The sequence below is a fragment of the Tsukamurella hominis genome (assembly GCF_965137015.1).
Taxonomy (GTDB): domain Bacteria; phylum Actinomycetota; class Actinomycetes; order Mycobacteriales; family Mycobacteriaceae; genus Tsukamurella; species Tsukamurella hominis.
Map to the genome: position 1 here is coordinate 269110 of NZ_CBCRZG010000002.1, position 16945 is coordinate 286054.

The 16945-nt window shown below is 71.5% G+C and carries 17 protein-coding genes; 8 read left to right on the forward strand and 9 right to left on the reverse strand.

Features of this window, described 5'->3' with window-relative positions; genetic code table 11:
* Window positions 1-3: 3 nt before the first annotated feature.
* The 6 genes from ACM9LD_RS03900 to ACM9LD_RS03925 form a co-directional block, all read right to left on the reverse strand.
* Entirely contained in the window at window positions 4-951 is a 948-nt protein-coding gene (locus tag ACM9LD_RS03900) for a TIGR03564 family F420-dependent LLM class oxidoreductase (RefSeq protein WP_415675459.1), read from the reverse strand.
* Between the two features lie 62 nt (window positions 952-1013).
* The gene (locus tag ACM9LD_RS03905) at window positions 1014-1808 is read right to left on the reverse strand and encodes an iron ABC transporter ATP-binding protein (RefSeq protein WP_415675460.1); all 795 of its coding nucleotides are present in this window, start codon (window positions 1806-1808) and stop codon (window positions 1014-1016) included.
* The gene (locus ACM9LD_RS03910; RefSeq protein WP_415675461.1) at window positions 1805-2833 is read right to left on the reverse strand and encodes an iron chelate uptake ABC transporter family permease subunit; all 1029 of its coding nucleotides are present in this window, start codon (window positions 2831-2833) and stop codon (window positions 1805-1807) included. The genes ACM9LD_RS03905 and ACM9LD_RS03910 overlap by 4 nt, the downstream gene beginning before the upstream one ends.
* Window positions 2820-3785, reverse strand: coding sequence for an ABC transporter permease (locus ACM9LD_RS03915; RefSeq protein ID WP_415675597.1), 966 nt, complete (start codon window positions 3783-3785; stop codon window positions 2820-2822). Before ACM9LD_RS03915 ends, ACM9LD_RS03910 begins: the two co-directional genes overlap by 14 nt.
* 53 nt (window positions 3786-3838) lie before the next feature.
* Window positions 3839-4831 carry an ABC transporter substrate-binding protein gene (locus ACM9LD_RS03920; RefSeq protein WP_415675462.1) on the reverse strand — a complete coding sequence of 331 codons (993 nt, stop codon included), beginning with the start codon at window positions 4829-4831 and terminating at the stop codon, window positions 3839-3841.
* A gap of 121 nt (window positions 4832-4952) precedes the next feature.
* Window positions 4953-6041 carry a polyprenyl synthetase family protein gene (locus ACM9LD_RS03925; protein ID WP_415675463.1) on the reverse strand — a complete coding sequence of 363 codons (1089 nt, stop codon included), beginning with the start codon at window positions 6039-6041 and terminating at the stop codon, window positions 4953-4955.
* Window positions 6042-6065: 24 nt separating this feature from the next.
* On the opposite strand from ACM9LD_RS03925, the gene metF reads away from it, so the two are divergent.
* Both metF and ACM9LD_RS03935 read left to right on the forward strand, forming a co-directional pair.
* Window positions 6066-6998, forward strand: a complete 933-nt coding sequence (metF, locus tag ACM9LD_RS03930) for a methylenetetrahydrofolate reductase [NAD(P)H] (RefSeq protein WP_415675464.1) — start codon at window positions 6066-6068, stop codon at window positions 6996-6998.
* A gap of 226 nt (window positions 6999-7224) precedes the next feature.
* Window positions 7225-7647: a hypothetical protein gene (locus ACM9LD_RS03935; protein ID WP_415675465.1), complete on the forward strand. Its 423-nt coding sequence runs from the start codon at window positions 7225-7227 to the stop codon at window positions 7645-7647.
* A 13-nt stretch (window positions 7648-7660) separates the two neighbouring features.
* Here ACM9LD_RS03935 and ACM9LD_RS03940 read toward each other — a convergent pair whose 3' ends face one another.
* The 3 genes from ACM9LD_RS03940 to ACM9LD_RS03950 are packed head-to-tail and all read right to left on the reverse strand — an operon-like array spanning window position 7661 to window position 10565.
* Window positions 7661-8371 (reverse strand): LppM family (lipo)protein, encoded by a 711-nt coding sequence (locus ACM9LD_RS03940; protein ID WP_415675466.1) that lies wholly within the window; start codon window positions 8369-8371, stop codon window positions 7661-7663.
* Window positions 8368-9951, reverse strand: a complete 1584-nt coding sequence (locus ACM9LD_RS03945) for a phytoene desaturase family protein (protein WP_415675467.1) — start codon at window positions 9949-9951, stop codon at window positions 8368-8370. The genes ACM9LD_RS03940 and ACM9LD_RS03945 overlap by 4 nt, the downstream gene beginning before the upstream one ends.
* A complete protein-coding gene (locus ACM9LD_RS03950; RefSeq protein ID WP_415675468.1) occupies window positions 9948-10565 on the reverse strand; it encodes a GNAT family N-acetyltransferase in 618 nt (205 codons plus the stop codon). The genes ACM9LD_RS03945 and ACM9LD_RS03950 overlap by 4 nt, the downstream gene beginning before the upstream one ends.
* A 231-nt stretch (window positions 10566-10796) precedes the next feature.
* Between ACM9LD_RS03950 and ACM9LD_RS03955 the strand changes: the two genes are divergently transcribed.
* The 6 genes from ACM9LD_RS03955 to ACM9LD_RS03980 all read left to right on the forward strand — a co-directional run bounded on the left by ACM9LD_RS03955 (window position 10797) and on the right by ACM9LD_RS03980 (window position 16944).
* Window positions 10797-11210, forward strand: a complete 414-nt coding sequence (locus ACM9LD_RS03955) for an SAV_6107 family HEPN domain-containing protein (protein WP_415675469.1) — start codon at window positions 10797-10799, stop codon at window positions 11208-11210.
* A gap of 106 nt (window positions 11211-11316) precedes the next feature.
* Window positions 11317-11727, forward strand: a complete 411-nt coding sequence (locus ACM9LD_RS03960; protein ID WP_415675470.1) for a DUF3040 domain-containing protein — start codon at window positions 11317-11319, stop codon at window positions 11725-11727.
* A 794-nt stretch (window positions 11728-12521) separates the two neighbouring features.
* On the forward strand, window positions 12522-12953 hold the full coding sequence (gene mraZ / locus ACM9LD_RS03965) for a division/cell wall cluster transcriptional repressor MraZ (protein WP_068523171.1): 432 nt from the start codon (window positions 12522-12524) through the stop codon (window positions 12951-12953).
* A 153-nt stretch (window positions 12954-13106) separates the two neighbouring features.
* Window positions 13107-14114 (forward strand): 16S rRNA (cytosine(1402)-N(4))-methyltransferase RsmH, encoded by a 1008-nt coding sequence (gene rsmH / locus ACM9LD_RS03970; RefSeq protein WP_415675471.1) that lies wholly within the window; start codon window positions 13107-13109, stop codon window positions 14112-14114.
* Window positions 14111-14977, forward strand: coding sequence for a cell division protein FtsL (ftsL, locus tag ACM9LD_RS03975; RefSeq protein WP_415675472.1), 867 nt, complete (start codon window positions 14111-14113; stop codon window positions 14975-14977). Before rsmH ends, ftsL begins: the two co-directional genes overlap by 4 nt.
* Window positions 14974-16944, forward strand: coding sequence for a peptidoglycan D,D-transpeptidase FtsI family protein (locus tag ACM9LD_RS03980; protein WP_415675473.1), 1971 nt, complete (start codon window positions 14974-14976; stop codon window positions 16942-16944). Before ftsL ends, ACM9LD_RS03980 begins: the two co-directional genes overlap by 4 nt.
* The last annotated feature ends 1 nt before the right edge of the window (window position 16945 follow it).

Below are 16945 nucleotides of genomic sequence, written 5' to 3' on the forward strand. Positions count from 1 at the left end.
GCGTCAACCCGCGCTTCGGTCGCGGCTCAGCGCGCCCAACAGGTCCCAGGTGCGGCGTTGATCCTCCGGGCCGCCCAGATCGGTCTGCGTGGCGAAGATCTCGGTCGCGCCCGCGTCGACGTACCGGCGCAATCCGCGCGCGACGTGCTCCTCGTCGCCGATCAGCGCGAGCTCGATCGGATGCGCGATCCCCTCCGCCGCGAACACGGACCGGTACGACGGCACCGTCGCGTAGAAGTCGAGCGCCGGGCGCACCGCCTCGCGGACCCGGTCGGCCTCGTCGGTGACCACGACGACCACCCCGGCCACCACCCGCCTCGCCGCCCCGCCCGAGCCCCGGAGCAGCCCGGGCACGATGCGTTCGGCGAGGGTCCGCGGCCCTGTGAGGAACGGGATCGAGCCGTCCGCGAGTTCTCCGGCCGCCCGCAGTGACTGCTCGCCCAGCGCCGCCACGAGGAGACCGAAGCCGCCGCCGCCCGCGATCGCCGATGGTGCCGCGGTGCGGGCGACGATCCGCTCGCCGGCGCGGTCGACGACGCCCGTCGCGCGGTAGTCGTCGAGCACGGCGAGCGCCTCGCGCAGGTGGCCGATCGGACGGTCCACGCCGACACCGAAGGTCGGCCGGTCGCGATCGGGGCCGGCGACCCCGACCCCGAGCGTGAACCGCCCGTCGCTCGCGGCGTTCGCGGTCTGCGCCTGGCCGGCGAGCACGAGCGGGTGCCGCGGCCCCAGCGGCACCACCGAGGTGCCGACGCGCAGGCCCGGCACCTGCGCGCCCACGACCGCCGCAGCGGTGGTCGCGTCGTGATCCTGCCGCTGCCCGAACCACACCGCGGGCACGCCGAGATCATGCACGGTGCGCGCCTGGTCGACGAGGTCGTCGACGTGGTTCTCGGCCCGTGCGCGCTGCCACAGCGCGACGCCGACGTCGACGGGGAGTCTCGAGACCATGCCCGCAGCCTGCCCCGCGCGGCCGGGCCGCGCCAGGGTTCCGACCCCGGTGATCGTGGCGGCTACAGCCCTGCGTACACGGCGACCGGGCCGCCCTCCAGGACGTGCACGGCGACGGGGGTCTCGAAGATCTCGGTGAGGAGCTCGCCGGTCATGATCTCCGACGGTGCGCCCGACGCCGCGATGGTGCCGTTCTTCAGCGCCACGATGCGGTCCGAGTAGGCGGCCGCGAAGTTCAGGTCGTGGACCACCAGGATGATCGTCTTGCCCAGCTCATCGGCCGCGCGGCGCAGGCGCCGCATCATGCTCACCTGGTGGCGCATGTCGAGGTTGTTGAGCGGCTCGTCGAGCAGGATCACGTCGGTGTCCTGCGCCAGGGTCATCGCCACGTAGGCGCGCTGGCGCTGACCGCCCGAGAGCTCGTCGAGGAAGCGGTCCGAGAGCTCCGTCAGCCCCAGGAAGCCCAGGGCCTCGTCGACGTGCCGTACGTCCTCCGCCGTCATCCGGCCGCGGCTGTGCGGGAACCTGCCGAAGGCGACGAGGTCGCGCACCGTCAGGCGGGCGTTGACCCCGTTCTCCTGCCGGAGGATGGCGAGCTTGCGCGCCACCTCCGTCGGCTTCATGGTGCGGATGTCGGTGCCCTCGAGCAGCGCCGTCCCGGAGTCCGGCGTCAGCAGGCGGCCCAGGATGGTGAGCAGCGTCGACTTCCCGGCGCCGTTCGGCCCGACGAGGGCAGTCACGCCCCCGCGGGTGAACTCCCCGGAGACCGGACCCAGCACGACGGTCTCGGCGTACGTCTTGGTGAGGTCCGTGAACGCGATCGCGGGGATCGTCTCGGTCAGGTTCTGGGTGGTCACATCGTCCCCCTTCGGCGGAACAGCATGGCGAGGAACAGGATTCCGCCGACGAACTCGATGATCACCGTGAGCATCCCGTTGGCGTAGAAGATGTTGTGCAGGATGAACTGCCCGCCGGCGAGCAGGATCACGCCGAGCAGGAAGGCCATCGGCAGCGTCGCGCGGTGCCGCCAGTCGCCGGCCAGCTGATACGCGAGCGTCGCGATGATGAAGCCGAAGAACATCATCGGGCCGACGAGCGCGGTGCTGATCGAGACGAGGACGGCGATGAGGACCAGCGCCAGCGTGAGCTCGCGCTGGTGGTTCACGCCCAGGCCCATCGCGGGATCGCGGCCCAGCAGCAGCACGTCGAGCACGCGGCGCCGCCGCCAGACGATGACGCCCACCACGATGCAGGTGACACCGGCGATCGGCAGCAGGTCGGCATTCACCGCGGTGAGCCGGCCGTACAGCTTGATCGAGAGCGCGTCGAACTCGGTGGGGGAGAGCAGGCGCTGCAGGAACTCGGCGAAGGCGCGGAAGGCCAGGCCCAGCACGACGCCCGCGAGCAGCAGTAGGAACAGGCTCGCGAAGCGGCCCGAGAACAGCCAGCCGTAGAGCACGGCGGCGAACATCACCATGGCCGCAGTCTGGGCGACGAACTGCGGCACCGAATCCCCGTTGTCGACGAACTTGCCGCCCACGATGTACACGCCCACTGTCTGGATCAGCACGTACAGCGAGTCCAGCCCGATGATCTGCGGCGTGAGGATCCGGTTGTGCGTCACGGTGTGGAAGAGCACCGTCGACAGGGCGCCGCAGAAGGCGGCGATGAGGATGGCGGTCGCGGTGCGCAGGCGCCGCTCGAACGACAGCCCGAACTGGAAGTCCCAGCGCAGCACGTCGTCCGCGCCGGTGCGCATCAGCAGGTAGACGGCCAGGCACGCCGTGGCGAGCGTGGCGGCGATCGCCATCCGGGCGCGCCAGCCCACGCGGCTCGTACTCCCGGCCACCGCGGGAGCCGAGACGGCCTCAGAGAGCGACACGGTTCCTCCTCGTGAGCAGGATGGACAGGAACGTGACGGCGCCGACCACGCCCATGATCACGGACACGGGGATCTCCATGGGGCGCACCACGACCCGGCCGATGAGATCGCAGCCCACGATCAAAACAGTCGCGAGCACCGCCACCCAGGGGAGCCCGCTGCGCACGTCGTCGCCGCGCAGCGCGCTGATGATGTTCGGCACGACGAGGCCGAGGAACGGGATGAAGCCGACGACGACGCTGGTGACGCCGGAGGCCAGCGCGACCATGGTGACGCCGATGCCCATCGTGAGGCCGTACCGCAGGCCGAGCGAGGTCGCGACGTCCTTGCCGAGCCCGGCGATGGTGAAGTAGTTCGCGAGCAGGAAGGTCGCGACGGCGATGATGGCGACGGCCCATAGCGGCTCGTAGAAGCCGCGGACGATGTGCGCGAAACCGCCGGAGCGCCAGCTCACCACGGCCTGCAGCAGGTTGGCGCCGATCGCCAGGTAGGTGGTGATGGCGCTGACCACGGCGCCCAGCATGAGGCCGACGAGCGGCACGATCGCGGAGCGCCGGGCGCGGATCCGGGAGATGAAGCCGAGGAAGACGAGGGTACCCAGGAAGGCGGTCGCCGTGGCGGCGATCATCCGGACCATCGGCGAGGCACCGGGGATGTAGAGCATGCACAGCAGCACGCCCAGGCCCGCCCACTCGGCGGTGCCGGCGGTGGTCGGCTCGACGAACCGGTTCTGGGTGAGCCGCTGCATGATCACGCCGGAGAAGCTCATGGCGAGGCCCGCGAAGACCAGGGCCGCGGTGCGCGGGACGCGGGAGATGAAGAACATGCGCCACATCTCGTCGTCGCCGGCGAGGAGCCCGGCGAGGGTGATGTGGTACTCGCCGGTCATCAGCGAGGCGAACAGGAGCGCCACGCACGCGAGCGCGAGGAGGGGGAGCGTGACGCGCCCCAGGCGGGTCCCCGTCCGGGGACCCGCCTGGGGCGGTGCGTCGGTGTCGGTCGTCGTCACTTCTTCGCGGCGATGGCCTCGGCCAGCTTGGCGTAGTTCTCGCCGTAGTCCTGGATGCCTTCGCGGATGTAGAAGTCGTTGTCCAGGTAGAAGATCCGGTCCTTCTGCTGGAACTCCACGTTCGCGAACGCCTGCTGCGCCTTGAAGGTCTCGGCCGCGGTCTGCGGCTTGCTGCCGTCGGTCGGCGGGACGGCGGCGTCGCGGTCCATGACGATGACCCACTGCGGGTTCGCCTGCGCGATGGCCTCGGGCGTGAGGCCCGAGTTGGTGTGGTGGTCGCCGGCCTGGCCGCCGAAGACGTCCTTGAGGTTCAGCGGGGCGATGAAGGGCTGCATGCGCTTCGCGCCGTTGTCGATCTTGCCGCCGTTGACGATCGAGAGGAAGACGGACTGGCCGGTGGCCTGCGCCTTCGCCGCGTCGAGGCTCTTGTCGAAGTCGGCGACGATCTGCTTGGCCTGCTCGTCCTTGCCGAAGATCTTGCCCAGGGTGATCGTCGAATCGCGCATGGTCTCGACGCGGCCCTTGGGCGCGCCGTCCTCGGCGGCGATGTCGATGAACGCGGCGCCCGTCTTCTCGGCGATCTTCTTGATGTCGCCCTCGGCCTTGGCGAAGCGGTAGCCGCCGATGATGAGGTCCGGCTTGACGTCCTCGATGACGTCCAGCTTCGGCTCCGCGTGGGTGCCCGTGTCCTTGATGTCCGCGTTCGAGATCCAGTCGCCCAGGACGCTCTTGGCGAACAGGCCCTTGGGGATCGCGACGGGCGTGACGCCCATGGCCTTCACGGTCTCGGCGCTCGTGTTGTCGAGCACCACGACCCGCTTCGGGTTCTTGGGGACCTGCACCTCGCCCTTGTTGGTGCTGACGGTGATCTTCTCGCCGGCGGCGGGCTTCTCCTCGTCGGCGCTGGTGGTGGAGCAGCCGGCGAAGACGAGGCCGGTCGCCATCAGCGCGGCCGCGACGGGCGCGGCCTTGCGGAAGCGGGTGAACATGCGGGGTGACTCCTTCTCGTACTTGCTGCAAGACGGGCACCGTAAGCCATCAGTAAAGAGGCTTAGGTAAACGGAACCATACCCAGGGGTGGCTAGGTTTGCCTAACTCTGCTGATCGCGATCAGGCCGCGCGGTCCACCAGGACCGCCGCGAGCCCCGCCAGGACGGGCCGGGCACCATCGGCGATGGGCGCCTCCGCCAGGGCGGACGTGGCCCGGGCCGTGAGCTCCTCGACCCGCGCCTGCATGGCCGACGGTGCGCCCGTCTCGCGCAGGGCGGCACGGGCGCGCTCGACGCCCGCGTCATCGAGATCGGTGCCGACGAGACCTCGCAGCTCGGCCGCGGCGTCGCCGCCGGTCGCGAGAGCGTGCGCCAGCATCGGGGTGTGCTTGCCGGACCGCAGGTCATCGCCCGAGGGCTTGCCCGTGACGGCCGGGTCGCCGAAGGCGCCCAGCAGGTCGTCGCGGAGCTGGAACGCGACGCCCAGGTCGACGCCGATCTCCCGCAGCGCGGCGATCGTCGCATCGGACGCACCGGCGAGCGCCGCGCCCACGTGCAGCGGCCGCTCGACCGTGTACCCGGCCGTCTTGAACCGGACCACGCGCTCCGCGGCCTCCTCCGACTCGTCGCGGGAGGCCTCGCTCACGATGTCCAGCAGCTGGCCGCCCAGCACCTCGGTGCGCATGGCCGCCCACGCGCGCGCGGCCCGCAGGTAGCGCTCGGGGGCCAGCCCGGCGCCGAGGAACATGTCGTCCGCCCAGGCCAGCGCCAGGTCGCCGAGGAGGATCGCCGTCGCCTCGCCGAACTTCTCCGACGAGCCCGACCAGCCCCGCTCGGCGTGCAACTGCGCGAACTCGCGGTGCGTCGTCGGGAAGCCGCGCCGGGTGAGCGAGGCGTCGATGATGTCGTCGTGGATCAGGGCGCACGCCTGCACGAACTCCAGCGACGCGCACGCCCGGAGCGCGGCCCGGGCGACGTCCCCGTCGGCCTCGCCGCCGCCCGCCAACCACCCCGCCCAGGCGAACGCGGGCCTAATACGCTTACCGCCGCGCAAAACGAAGCGCTCCAGCCCCGACGTGGCCTCCACGAACACCGGACCGACGGGTTCGACCAGGTCGCGGCGCTCGTCGAGGAAGGATTCGAGGGCCGGCTGCACGGCCGCCGCGATGTCCGTCAGGGAGGTCTGGGGCGGGGCGACGGGCAGCGTCATACCTGGAAACCTATTCTTAAGAGCGTGAGTGAACAAAGCCGGACCGTACTCGACCGACTCGACGCCGTGCGCGCGAGCGGCCGAATGCCGTTCTCGGTGGAGTTCATGCCGCCGCGCGACGAAGAGGGCGAGGCCCGGCTGTGGCGCGCCGTCCGCACCTTCGAGCGGATGGACCCGGCGTTCGTCTCCATGACCTACGGCGCGGGCGGCTCGACGCGCGACCGCACCGTCCGCGTGACCGGCGAGATCGCGGAGACCACCACGCTGCTGCCGGTGGCCCACCTGACCGCTGTGAACCACAGCATCTCGGAGCTGCGCGCTCTCATGGGCTCGTACGCGGACCGCGACGTGCGCAACGTGCTCGTGCTTCGCGGCGACCCGCCCGGCGATCCGATGGGCAAGTGGGTGCGGCACCCCGAGGGGCTCAAGTACGCGAGCGAGGTCGTCGAGCTGGTGCGCGAGCTGGGCGATTTCCACGTGGGCGTGGCCGCCTTCCCGGAGGGGCACCACCGCTCGCCCGACCTGGACACCGACGTGCGGTACTTCGCGAACAAGCTCCGCGCCGGCGCCGATTACTCGATCACCCAGATGTTCTTCGATGTCGACGACTACCTGCGGCTGCGCGACGCCGTGGCGGCCGCCGATCCGGAGCAGGGCGCGAAGCCGCTGATCCCCGGGATCATGCCGATCACCTCGCTGAAGTCGGTGGTCCGCATGGCCGAGCTGTCGAACGCGAAGATCCCGGACGCGATGCGCGCCGAGCTGCGCGCCGCGGCGGGCGACGGGCCCGAGGAGGACCGCGCCGCCGTGCGCGCCGTGGGCATCGACATCGCGACCCGGATGGGGGAGCGGCTCATCGCCGAGGGCGCCCCGGCGCTGCACTTCTGCACCCTGAACTTCGCGAAGGCCACCTCCGAGGTGCTCGAGAACCTCGGGATGCTGCCGGTCGGCGTCTAGTCCCACGACGTTCGGTCATTCGTTGCAATGATCGTTCGGACGATTGACCGGACATCCGGGCGCTACACTCCGGACAGCGCTACCCCGCGTAGCCACACGGAGTCGACGCACCCGTGCTGCAGTCGGCGCTGATCGGGCAAGGTCCTCAGGATCCGCGGATGCGAAACCCTGTCATCCTCGTATGAGTGCGATGTCGGGCGCGGGCCGTGTCGCTGAAGGACGAACGATGACGATCGATTCCGCGGAGAAGCGCGCCGCCCGGACCCATGCCCGGCAGGAAGGTGTGTCGTACCGACACGCATTGGCGGCGGTGCGGGCGCGCCGTGCGGCGGACAGCATCGACGAGGTCACGAGACGCGTGATGATCGAGGCGATCGAGGGGTGCGGGATCCGCCACTGGGCGCGCACAACCTTCTGGGACGGGGTCGACGCAGCGACTCTCGTGGATCTGGGCGGCGAGGAGTATCGAGTCGACCTGGCCACCGTGCGACCGCTGGTGGCAGAGTTGATCGAGCGCGAGCCTGGGCTCGACGTTCGAGACATCGACGGCGACGTCGCCGACGGGTTGGTGCAGTCGGCGGTGTTCGGGCTGATCCTGTACCGGCCGCTCGTTCGGCACCGCCCGGGGACGGCGCGGTACGACGGCTGACCCGCGTGAGCCGTCAGCGGTTGAGCTTCTCCCGCAGCCACTGCGGCAGCTCGATGAGCGACTCGGGCTCGTCGGACTCCTGGCCCGGCTTGGGGCTGCGGTCGCGGCGCACGTAGGCGGCGCCGGCGACGATCGCGGCGGCGAGGAACGAGGTCAGGGCGGTGATCCACGCCCACTTCGTGAACGACGCGATCGAGGGGTCGGCGTACTCGGCCTCGGCGGTCAGCGCGGCGGAGGTGCCGGCGTTGAGTGTCCACGTCACCAGGTCGTCGGCCTCCTGCTGGCCGTTGGTGGCCGTCACCGGGCCGGGGAACTGCAGCGAGACGACGATGACGCCCGAGTTCGGGGCGAGCGACGACAGGTCGGCCGTGCCGGAGAGGATCACCGTGCCGCCGGTGCGCTGCACCCGCATCTTGATCGACGCCGCCGAGGTGTCGAAGGCCTGCGAGACCACGTCGCCGACCTGGTTGAACTGGCCGAAGGTGATGCTCTGGAAGATCATCTGCGTGCCGACTTTGCCGTTCGAGTCGTACGGCTTGACCTCCGCGAGGCCCTTCAGCTCGCCCGGCGCCGCGATCTGCGGGCCCTGCGGGTTGGCGGCCGGGGTCTGCGCGGCGACGATCTTGCCGGACATCCGGTCGCCCGGGCCGGGGCTCGAGCACGCCGCGGGGGCGGCGACCAGCAGCAGGACCGCCAGCGCCGCGAGCATCCTTCGGAGAATCACGACCGCCATCGTGCCAGGTGTCCCAGGTCGCGGGCGAGCAGCCGCGCCGCGATCCGTCCGCTCGATCCGTTCACACCGCCGCCCGGGTGCATCGACGCGCCCGCCAGCGCCAGGCCCGGCGCGCCCGGCACCCGGCCGCCCGCCAGCTCCGGGACCGGCCGGAACAGCAGCATGTTGTGCAGCGCCATCTCCACGTGCATGACGTTCCCGCCGAGCAGCCCGAGTTCGGACTCGAGGCTCGCCGGGGTCTGCACGAAGCGGCGCTCGATCGAGTCCGCGAAGCCGGGCGCCCAGCGCTGCGTCTCGGCGACGATCCGGTCGGCCTCCGCCTCTGCGACGGCGGCCCAGTCGGCGCCGCCGCTCAGTGCGTACGGGTACCACTGCGCCCACAGCGTGGTGTTGTGCCGCCCGTCCGGCGCGATGGACGGGTCGAGGCCCGAGAAGGTCATCGCCAGCACCGCCGGCCGACGGGGTGCGTCGCCCGCCAGCATGTCGCCGCGGGCGCGCGCGAGGTGGCCGCGGTCGGCGGTCAGCAGGCCCAGCCCGGACTGATCGGCGAGCGGAACCCCGTCGAAGGCGGGTGGCGCCGTCGTGCCGAGCCGCAGCACCATCCCCACGCCGGGGCCGACCTGGATGGTGCGGCGCCAGCCCGCGATCCGTCCGGCGTCGTAGCCGCCGCGCTCAAGGAGGCCGAGGGTGGTCAGCACGTGGCAGCCCGCGAGCACGGTGCGGGCCCGGACGGTCCGCGCACCGTCGGGCCCGCCGACGGTGACCTCCCACTCCGGGCCCGCGCGGCGCAGGGCGGTGACGGGCGCGCCCAGTGCGACGGTGCCCCCGTCGGACGTCAGGCGGGAGAGGAGGGCCGCGGTGAGCGCGCCGCTGCCGCCGACCGCCCGGCCCGGCGGGAGGGTGTGCATGAGGGCGGCGAAGCCGATCATGGGCGCGGTGCCGGGCTCGTTCATCGCGGGGCCGGACTGGGCGCCGAACCAGGCGAGCGCGGCCTTGAGCCGCTCGTCGTCGAAGTACTCGTCGAGCAGCTGGTCGCCCGAGGCGAGGTAGGTGCGCGACATCTGCGTGAGGCTCGCGCGCCCCTTCGTGGGCCAGAACGCGCGGCCGAGCCGCGGGGCGCTGGGGGAGGAGCCGAACGCGGCCATCGTGGCCCGCGCGCGGGGCGTCCACTCCGCGACGAACCGGCGGTACGCCGCCGCCTCCCGGGCGCCGCAGGCCGCGGCGATGGACGCGGCGGTGGCGTCGAGGTCCTGACGGAAGACGATCGGCGGGGCCTGCGTTCCGGGCGGGGTGGGGGCGAAGGCCCACGGGTCGCAGTCCAGGTAGCGCAGCCCGTGCGCCGCGAGGTCGAGCTCCTCCGCGATGCCGGTGTGCCGGAACATCAGGTGCGCCGACGAACCGCGGTCCACGCGGTAGCCCGGGAACCGTTCGACGGTGCTGACCGCCCCGCCCGGCACTGTATCGGCCTCGAAGACGGCCACGGACCGGCCCTGTGCCGCGAGGTACGCGGCGCCGACCAGCGCGTTGTGGCCGGACCCGACGACCGCGACGTCGACCTCGCGCGCGCTCACCGTGCCGGCGGCGGGGTGAAGGGCAGGTCGTGCCCCAGGACGGCGAACGGCCTCGGGTCACCGGAGAAGCGGAAGTCGCGGAGCACGTCGTAGAAGCCCGTGCGGCGGTAGAGGCGCCAGGCGCGGTTCTGCTCGGCGGCCACCTCGGGGGTGGAGAGCAGGACCCGCGGCTCGGGGCGGTCGGCGAGGAGCGCGCCCAGCAGGGCCGAGCCGACGCCGTGCCCCTGCGCCGCCGGGTGCACGTGCAGCTCGGTGAGCTCGAAGTAGTCGGCGGCCACCGCCTCGATCTGCGGTTGCGGCAGCCCGCGCCGGCCCAGTCCCACGCGGAGCTGGCGGTTCCACCACTGATCGCCGGCGCCGCTGTAGCCGTAGGCGATGCCCACCAGATGGTCGACGATGCGGCTGTCCTCGGTGCGGAGCGCCTGGACCGCGCCGAACGCGGCGTAGCCGGGCCGGTTCAGGTGCTCGCGCCACATCGGCAGGCGGTGCGACTCCGTCCCGGCGGGGTAGTCCATCGCGGCGACGTAGATCTGCAGGGCGGCGGGCAGCCACAGGGTGGCGTCCTGCGGGGACAGGGCGTGGATCCGTGGTTGCTGCGTCGGCACTGCGGTCACGGCTTCCTCTCCCTTGACGTCACGCACACTCACGCTATATTAGAAGTGATCGAATGATTGTTCGATCACGGACCATCGGATTGGTGCACACGTTCTGGCGCCAGGGCTTCGTCGCCGATCCCGGTCCGCCGGGCGGGGCTGGCGCGGAACGAGGGAAGCGTTACGTGTCAGTCCCGTCCGGTACAACTCGCGGTAACAGGGTGAGAAGGCCCACGGAGCAGGAGGAAGGTCATGGTCGAATCGAAGGCACGGATCGGTCACGTCGGTTCCGGTCGTCGCATGGGCGAGTCGGGCGCGGCGCGCATCCTCGATCGCGCGGACCAGTTCCTCGCCCGGGCCGGCGGTTCGCCCGCCCCGGCCGATCAGTACCGCGACATCTACCACGCCGCGCTGCGCGGCGCGGCCGCCCTGCTGGCCGAGCGGGAGACGGGCGTCCGGCGTCCCACGCGCAACGCCTGGCTGCGGCTCGCCAAGGCGGCCCCCGGCTACGCGGAGTGGGTCGCGTACTTCACGTCGGTCTCCGGCGTGGTGGCGGCGCTCGAGACCACGGCCCGCTCGGTGAGCGCCGAGGAGGTCGCGGTTCTCCACGGTCGCGTGCAGACCTTCCTGAATTCCGTCGAAGCGGATCTGTGCCGGGCTGCATGATTTCTCACAGCGAACGCTCATTCTTCGACGGATGGTGGTCGTGGGGTCGCAAGCCTCGTATCATGAAGGGAGGAGTTGGACCCCATGAGTGCTGAAGGAGGGGAACGTGCCACTCTCCGAGCACGAGCAGCGGATGCTCGACCAGATCGAGAGCGCGCTGTACGCCGAGGATCCGAAGTTCGCGTCGAACGTACGAGGCGGGCGGTTCGGCGGCGCGTCGGGTAAGCGCCGCGTCATCGCCGCGATCGGCTTCGCGGTCGGATTGATGCTGCTCATCGCCGGGATGCTGCTGGGCAAGGTCGAGTACACCGTGATCGTCGGCCTCATCGGCTTCCTGCTGATGTTCGGTTCCGTGATCTACGCGCTCTGGTCCGGGCCGGCCGCCAAGGGCCCCCGCGGCACCGTCGAGGAGGACGGATCCGTCCGTGCGCGGTCGGGTCGCGGCCGAGCCGCCCGCGCCTCCGGCCAGTCGTTCGTCTCCCGCATGGAAGAGCGCTTCCGCCGCCGCTTCCCCTGAGTTTCCAGCGCTGAGAAGCCGCCGACCTGATGGTCGGCGGCTTTTTCGTTGCGCTGTGAGCGAAATCGGCGGCCGAACCGCCGCGACGCGCGGCGAGACTCGGCGTCGCCGTGGTGCCGCGAACCGGTTGCGTCGTGTGCATGCCGTCGTCGCCTCCGCTGCCGCTGCCGCTGTCGGCTCCTCGGCGAGGGCAGGGCGCTCCCGCGAGCGTTTCTGTCTCGTCATGCCGTTGCAACGCGATGACAGGGCGGAAACGTTCGCGGGAGCGGGCGGGTGCAATCCGACGGGGGAGAGCGGGTGTCGTGCGTCGCCGGGTCACGCCGCCCTCCAGCTGCACCGCCGGCCCTGTTGCTAAGCCCCCCGCTGTGAATGCGTGGCTCAGCTCGACGGAGGGCCGGATTCGGTCTCGCGTGCATCTGAGCCGTGGATTCGCCGGAACGGCCTGCGCCGGACCGTCCCGTTGCCCGTTCCCCACTTCTCCCCACCGGGATTCCCCACTTCTCCCCACGGCCGGCCATCTCGGCGTCCGCCATGTCTCATGAGTCCCAACTGTCGCGCAGAACGCGCGTGATCGGGCAGGTGTGACGAAGTCCGCCACGCCGGGGCGCGCCGCGTCCCCCACTTCACGCCACGACTATGACCTGCGTGGATTCTGAGAATCCGCCGCGAAACGCGGCGTGATGTGGTTGAAAGTGGTGAATGGTGGGGTAATGTGGGGCGCACTGGAGAAAGACGCGCTAGTCTGAAGTCTCGATCCAGTGACAACCCCTCGGGGTAGGCGGGAGGTGGCCGTGATGTTCACGGGTACCTACACGCCGAAGCTCGATGACAAGGGACGGCTCACCCTCCCCGCGAAGTACCGCGAGGAACTGGCGGGTGGGCTGACGATCACGAAAGGACAGGATCGAAGCCTCACGGTGTACCCGAAGGCGGAGTTCGAGCGCATCGCCGAGAAGGCGGATGCCATCGAATGGACCGACCCCGCGGGACGCGCCTTCTACCGCAACTTCTTCGCCAGCTCGGACGATCAGCGTCCCGACTCCCAGGGTCGGATCTCGCTCTCGGCCGATCACCGTCGCTACGCAGGCCTGACCAAGGAATGCGTCGTCGTCGGATCGCGGAGGTTCCTGGAGATCTGGGACGCGGAGGCGTGGGAGCACTACCAGGCGCAGCACGAAGACGACTACGCACAGCCGCAGTCCGAGTCGCTCAAGGCGATCTTCTGACAACCGCGCTCTCGCGCGGCCCGGTCGAGGTGGACCGAGGCCTGCGCCCGAACCGGCCCTGACGTACTTCCCCAACGCCAGGTACGGGTCGGGCGGGGACCCCGCTCCATCCGCCAGAAACCATCGAACGCCATCGTGTGCCCTGGAGGAGTCATGTCCGACGAGTTCTTCGGTCACGTGCCGGTCCTCGCGAACCGCGTGCGTGAGCTCCTCGCCCCGGCCCTGCAGCACGACGGCGCCGTCTACGTCGACGCGACCCTCGGCGCCGGCGGGCATTCCGAGCTCATCCTCGAATCCTTCCCGCACGCTCGCGTCGTCGGCCTCGACCGTGACGCCGACGCACACGCCATCGCCCGCGATCGGCTCGCCCGGTTCGGCGACCGCTTCATCCCCGTCCACACCCGCTACGACGGGATGGCGGACGCCCTCGATGAACTAGGGCTCTCGCGGTCCGCGGGCGGCCCCGGCGTCGACGCGATCCTGTTCGACCTCGGCGTCTCGTCCATGCAGCTGGACCGGGCCGAGCGGGGCTTCGCCTACGCCGTCGACGCGCCGCTGGACATGCGGATGAACGCGGAGGACCCGCTCACCGCGGCCGACGTGCTCAACACCTACTCCCACGGCGACCTCGCGCGAATCCTGCAGCGCTACGGCGACGAGCGGTTCGCGGGCAAGATCGCCTCCGCCGTGCTCAAGGAGCGCGAGAAGGAGCCCTTCACCACCAGCGGCCGCCTCGTCGAGCTGCTCTACGCCACGATCCCCGCGCCCGCGCGCCGCACCGGCGGACATCCCGCCAAGCGCACCTTCCAGGCGCTGCGGATCGAGGTGAACGCCGAGCTCGCCTCCCTGGAGGCCGCGGTGCCGCAGGGGCTCGACGCGCTGGCAGCGGGTGGCCGCATCGTCTTCCTCAGCTATCAGTCGCTCGAGGACCGCATCGTCAAGGCGGCGCTCGCCGAACGCACCCGGTCCACCACCCCGGCGGGGCTGCCCGTCGAGCTGCCCGGGACCGGCGCGACCTTCGAACTGCTCACCCGCGGCGCCGAGCGCGCCACCGACGACGAGATCGCCGAGAACCAGCGGGCGGCGCCCGTGCGCATGCGCGCGGCCCGCCGCCTCGACACCCCCACCGACCGGACCCGCAGCACGAGGAGCGCGCGATGACCGCACCGAACGTGACCCAGGCACCGTCGACTCCGGACACCCGGACCCGGCGAGCGCCCGCGCGCCGCGACGACCGCGATACCTCGCGCCCCCGGTCGAGCTCGGCGCAGCGGGCGCTGGACCGGCGGCAGAAGCGCCTGGAGCAGCAGCGGGCTGTCCTCGACGCGGGCGGCACGCTGCGGGAGACCCCGGCCGAGCGTGCCCTGCGCAGGCACCGCGACGGTGCCGCCTCAGCGGGCCTCCGCGCGCGCCTGCCCCGGCCCGCCGTCATGGTGCGCCGGGTGCCCTTCGTGCTGGCGTTGATCGCGCTCGTCTGCGCCGGGCTGGGCCTGACCCTGTGGCTCTCGACCGGCAGCGCCGAGAACTCCTACGACCTCCGTAAGCGCGAGGCCGTGAACACCTCCCTTGCCGAGAAGAAGGCGGCTCTGGAGCGCGACGTGAAGTCGGGCGAGAGCGCCCCCGGCCTCGCCGAGCGCGCCACCGCCCTCGGCATGGTCCCCGCGGGCACTGTCCCGGTCCTGGTGGGCAAGGAGGGCGGCAAGGTCGCCGTGGTCGGCAAGCCCGCCCCTGCCACCGGCGTCGCGAAGCCCGCGCTCAACCCGCCTGCGCAGCGGACCGGCGATCCGAGCGGCGCCACGTCCGACGGGTCCGGCACGCCGGTCGCCGGGAATCCCGGGCCCGCACCGGCGGGCGGGGAACAATTGGTGACCATGAACCCCGGCAGCCCGACCGTCGTGAACGCGCCGACGCCCGCACCGTCGGCGGCCGCCCAGACCCAGAACCCGACGCCCGGGCAGACTCCGGCTCAGACCCCCGCCCCGAGCCCGGCCGCGCAGGCGCCGGCCCAGGGGACGGCCCGGTGACCCGCGCCCAGCGCCCGCCGACGAAGACGCGGCCCACTGCGCGTGCCGGCGCGCAGCGCGGGGCCGCGGCCCCCAAGGCGGCGGGCCACCAGTCCGCCCGCGCCCGGGTCAAGGGCGGCCGCGCCCCAGAGGTCTCCACCGCCTTCACCGGCCGCGTCCGCATCGGCGGCTGGGTGATCGTCGCGGTCTTCACCGTCATCGCGGTGTGGCTGGGTGTCGTCCAGTTCGTGCAGGCCCCGGGCCTGTCCGCGAAGGCCGAGAGCCAGCGCCAGGTCAAGGAGGTGCTGCCGGCCGTCCGCGGCTCGATCACCGACCGCACGGGGCAGCCGATCGCCTTCACCATGGAGGCCAAATCGCTGACCCTGCAGCCCGTCGCGGTGCGCAAGCAGATCCAGGAGAAGTACGACAAGGACGTCGAGCTGGTCAAGGAGGGCGGCGACGCCGCGAAGGGCGTCACGCCCGTCGGCGTCGACGATCGGCTGCAGCAGATCGCCAAGAAGATCGTCTCCGTCCTCGGCGACGCGGTGAACGAGCAGAAGCTGCTCGAGCAGATGCGCGGCAACGACACCTTCGTCTACCTGGCCCGCGGCGTCGACCCGGCCAAGGCTTCGGCGATCACCGACGAGTACTCCGAGGTCGGCGCCGAGCGGCAGTCGATCCGCAACTACCCCGGCGGCTCGCTGGCCGCGAACATCGTGGGCACCACCGGTTTCGAGGGGCAGGGCCTGATCGGGCTCGAGTCCTCGCTGGACTCGATCCTCGCCGGCACGGACGGCTCGCGCACGTACGACCGCGGCTCCGACGGCGCCGTCATCCCGGGCAGCACCCGCGACATCCACCCCGCCGCCAACGGCGCCCGCGTCGTCCTCACGCTCGACAACGACGTGCAGTTCTTCGTCCAGCAGGCCGTCGCGCAGGCGAAGGCTAAGTCGGGCGCCAAGAGCGTGCAGGCCGTCGTGCTCGACTCCAAGACCGGCCAGGTGATGGCGATGGGCGTCGACAACACCTTCAACCCGTCGCACGGGATGAACAATCAACCGGACTCGGCGCGCACCGGCAACCTCGCGGTGACCACGCCCTTCGAGCCGGGCTCCGTGAACAAGCTGATCACCGCGGTGGCCGCGATCGACGGCGGCAAGACCAAGCCCGACGAGGTGCTGCAGGTCCCGGGGCAGATCCGGATGGCCGGCGTCACCGTCAAGGACGCGTGGGCGCACGGCACCGAGCCGTACACCACCACCGGCGTCTTCGGAAAGTCCTCCAACGTCGGCACCCTGATGCTCGCGCAGCGCGTCGGCGAGGACGCCTTCGCCGACTACGTCGACCGCTTCGGCCTCGGCCGCTCCACCGGCGTCGGCCTGCCCGGCGAGTCCGGCGGCGCCGTGCCCGCCCGCAACCAGTGGTCGGGCGGCACCTTCGCCAACCTGCCGATCGGCCAGGGCCTGTCGATGACGGTGCTGCAGATGGCCGGCATGTACCAGGCCCTCGCCAACGACGGGGTCCGGATCCCGCCGCGCATCATCAAGGAGGTCGACGGTGCCGCGAACCCCGCTTCCGGCGCCGAGCCGGTCCGCGTGATGAGCTCCGAGACCGCCCGCACCGTGCTCGACATGTTCCGCGCCGCGCTGCAGCGCGACCCGATGGGCTACCAGCAGGGCACCGGCGCGCCCGGCGCGGTCGAGGGCTACCAGATCAGCGGCAAGACCGGCACCGCGCAGCAGGTCGACCCGGTGACCAAGGCCTACTCCAACTCGCTGTACAACATCACCTTCGCCGGCGTCGCGCCCACGAACGACCCGCGCTTCGTCATCGGCCTGATGATGGACGCGCCCACCCGCAGCTCCGACGGCACGGGCGGCCAGTCCGCGGCGCCGCTGTTCCACGACATCGCCTCGTTCCTGCTGCAGAAGTACGGCGTCCCGCTGTCGCCGCCGTCGAAGCCGCTGACGCTGGTGGCCGGTAAGTAGT

What these genes read in the sequence shown, in the direction of transcription:
- ACM9LD_RS03920 (WP_415675462.1), bottom strand. Translation starts at nt 4,831, where the DNA reads ATGTTCACCCGCTTCCGCAAGGCCGCGCCCGTCGCGGCCGCGCTGATG.
- ACM9LD_RS03925 (WP_415675463.1), bottom strand. Translation starts at nt 6,041, where the DNA reads ATGACGCTGCCCGTCGCCCCGCCCCAGACCTCCCTGACGGACATCGCG.
- ACM9LD_RS03935 (WP_415675465.1), top strand. Translation starts at nt 7,225, where the DNA reads ATGACGATCGATTCCGCGGAGAAGCGCGCCGCCCGGACCCATGCCCGG.
- ftsL (WP_415675472.1), top strand. Translation starts at nt 14,111, where the DNA reads ATGACCGCACCGAACGTGACCCAGGCACCGTCGACTCCGGACACCCGG.
- mraZ (WP_068523171.1), top strand. Translation starts at nt 12,522, where the DNA reads ATGTTCACGGGTACCTACACGCCGAAGCTCGATGACAAGGGACGGCTC.
- ACM9LD_RS03900 (WP_415675459.1), bottom strand. Translation starts at nt 951, where the DNA reads ATGGTCTCGAGACTCCCCGTCGACGTCGGCGTCGCGCTGTGGCAGCGC.
- rsmH (WP_415675471.1), top strand. Translation starts at nt 13,107, where the DNA reads ATGTCCGACGAGTTCTTCGGTCACGTGCCGGTCCTCGCGAACCGCGTG.
- ACM9LD_RS03955 (WP_415675469.1), top strand. Translation starts at nt 10,797, where the DNA reads ATGGTCGAATCGAAGGCACGGATCGGTCACGTCGGTTCCGGTCGTCGC.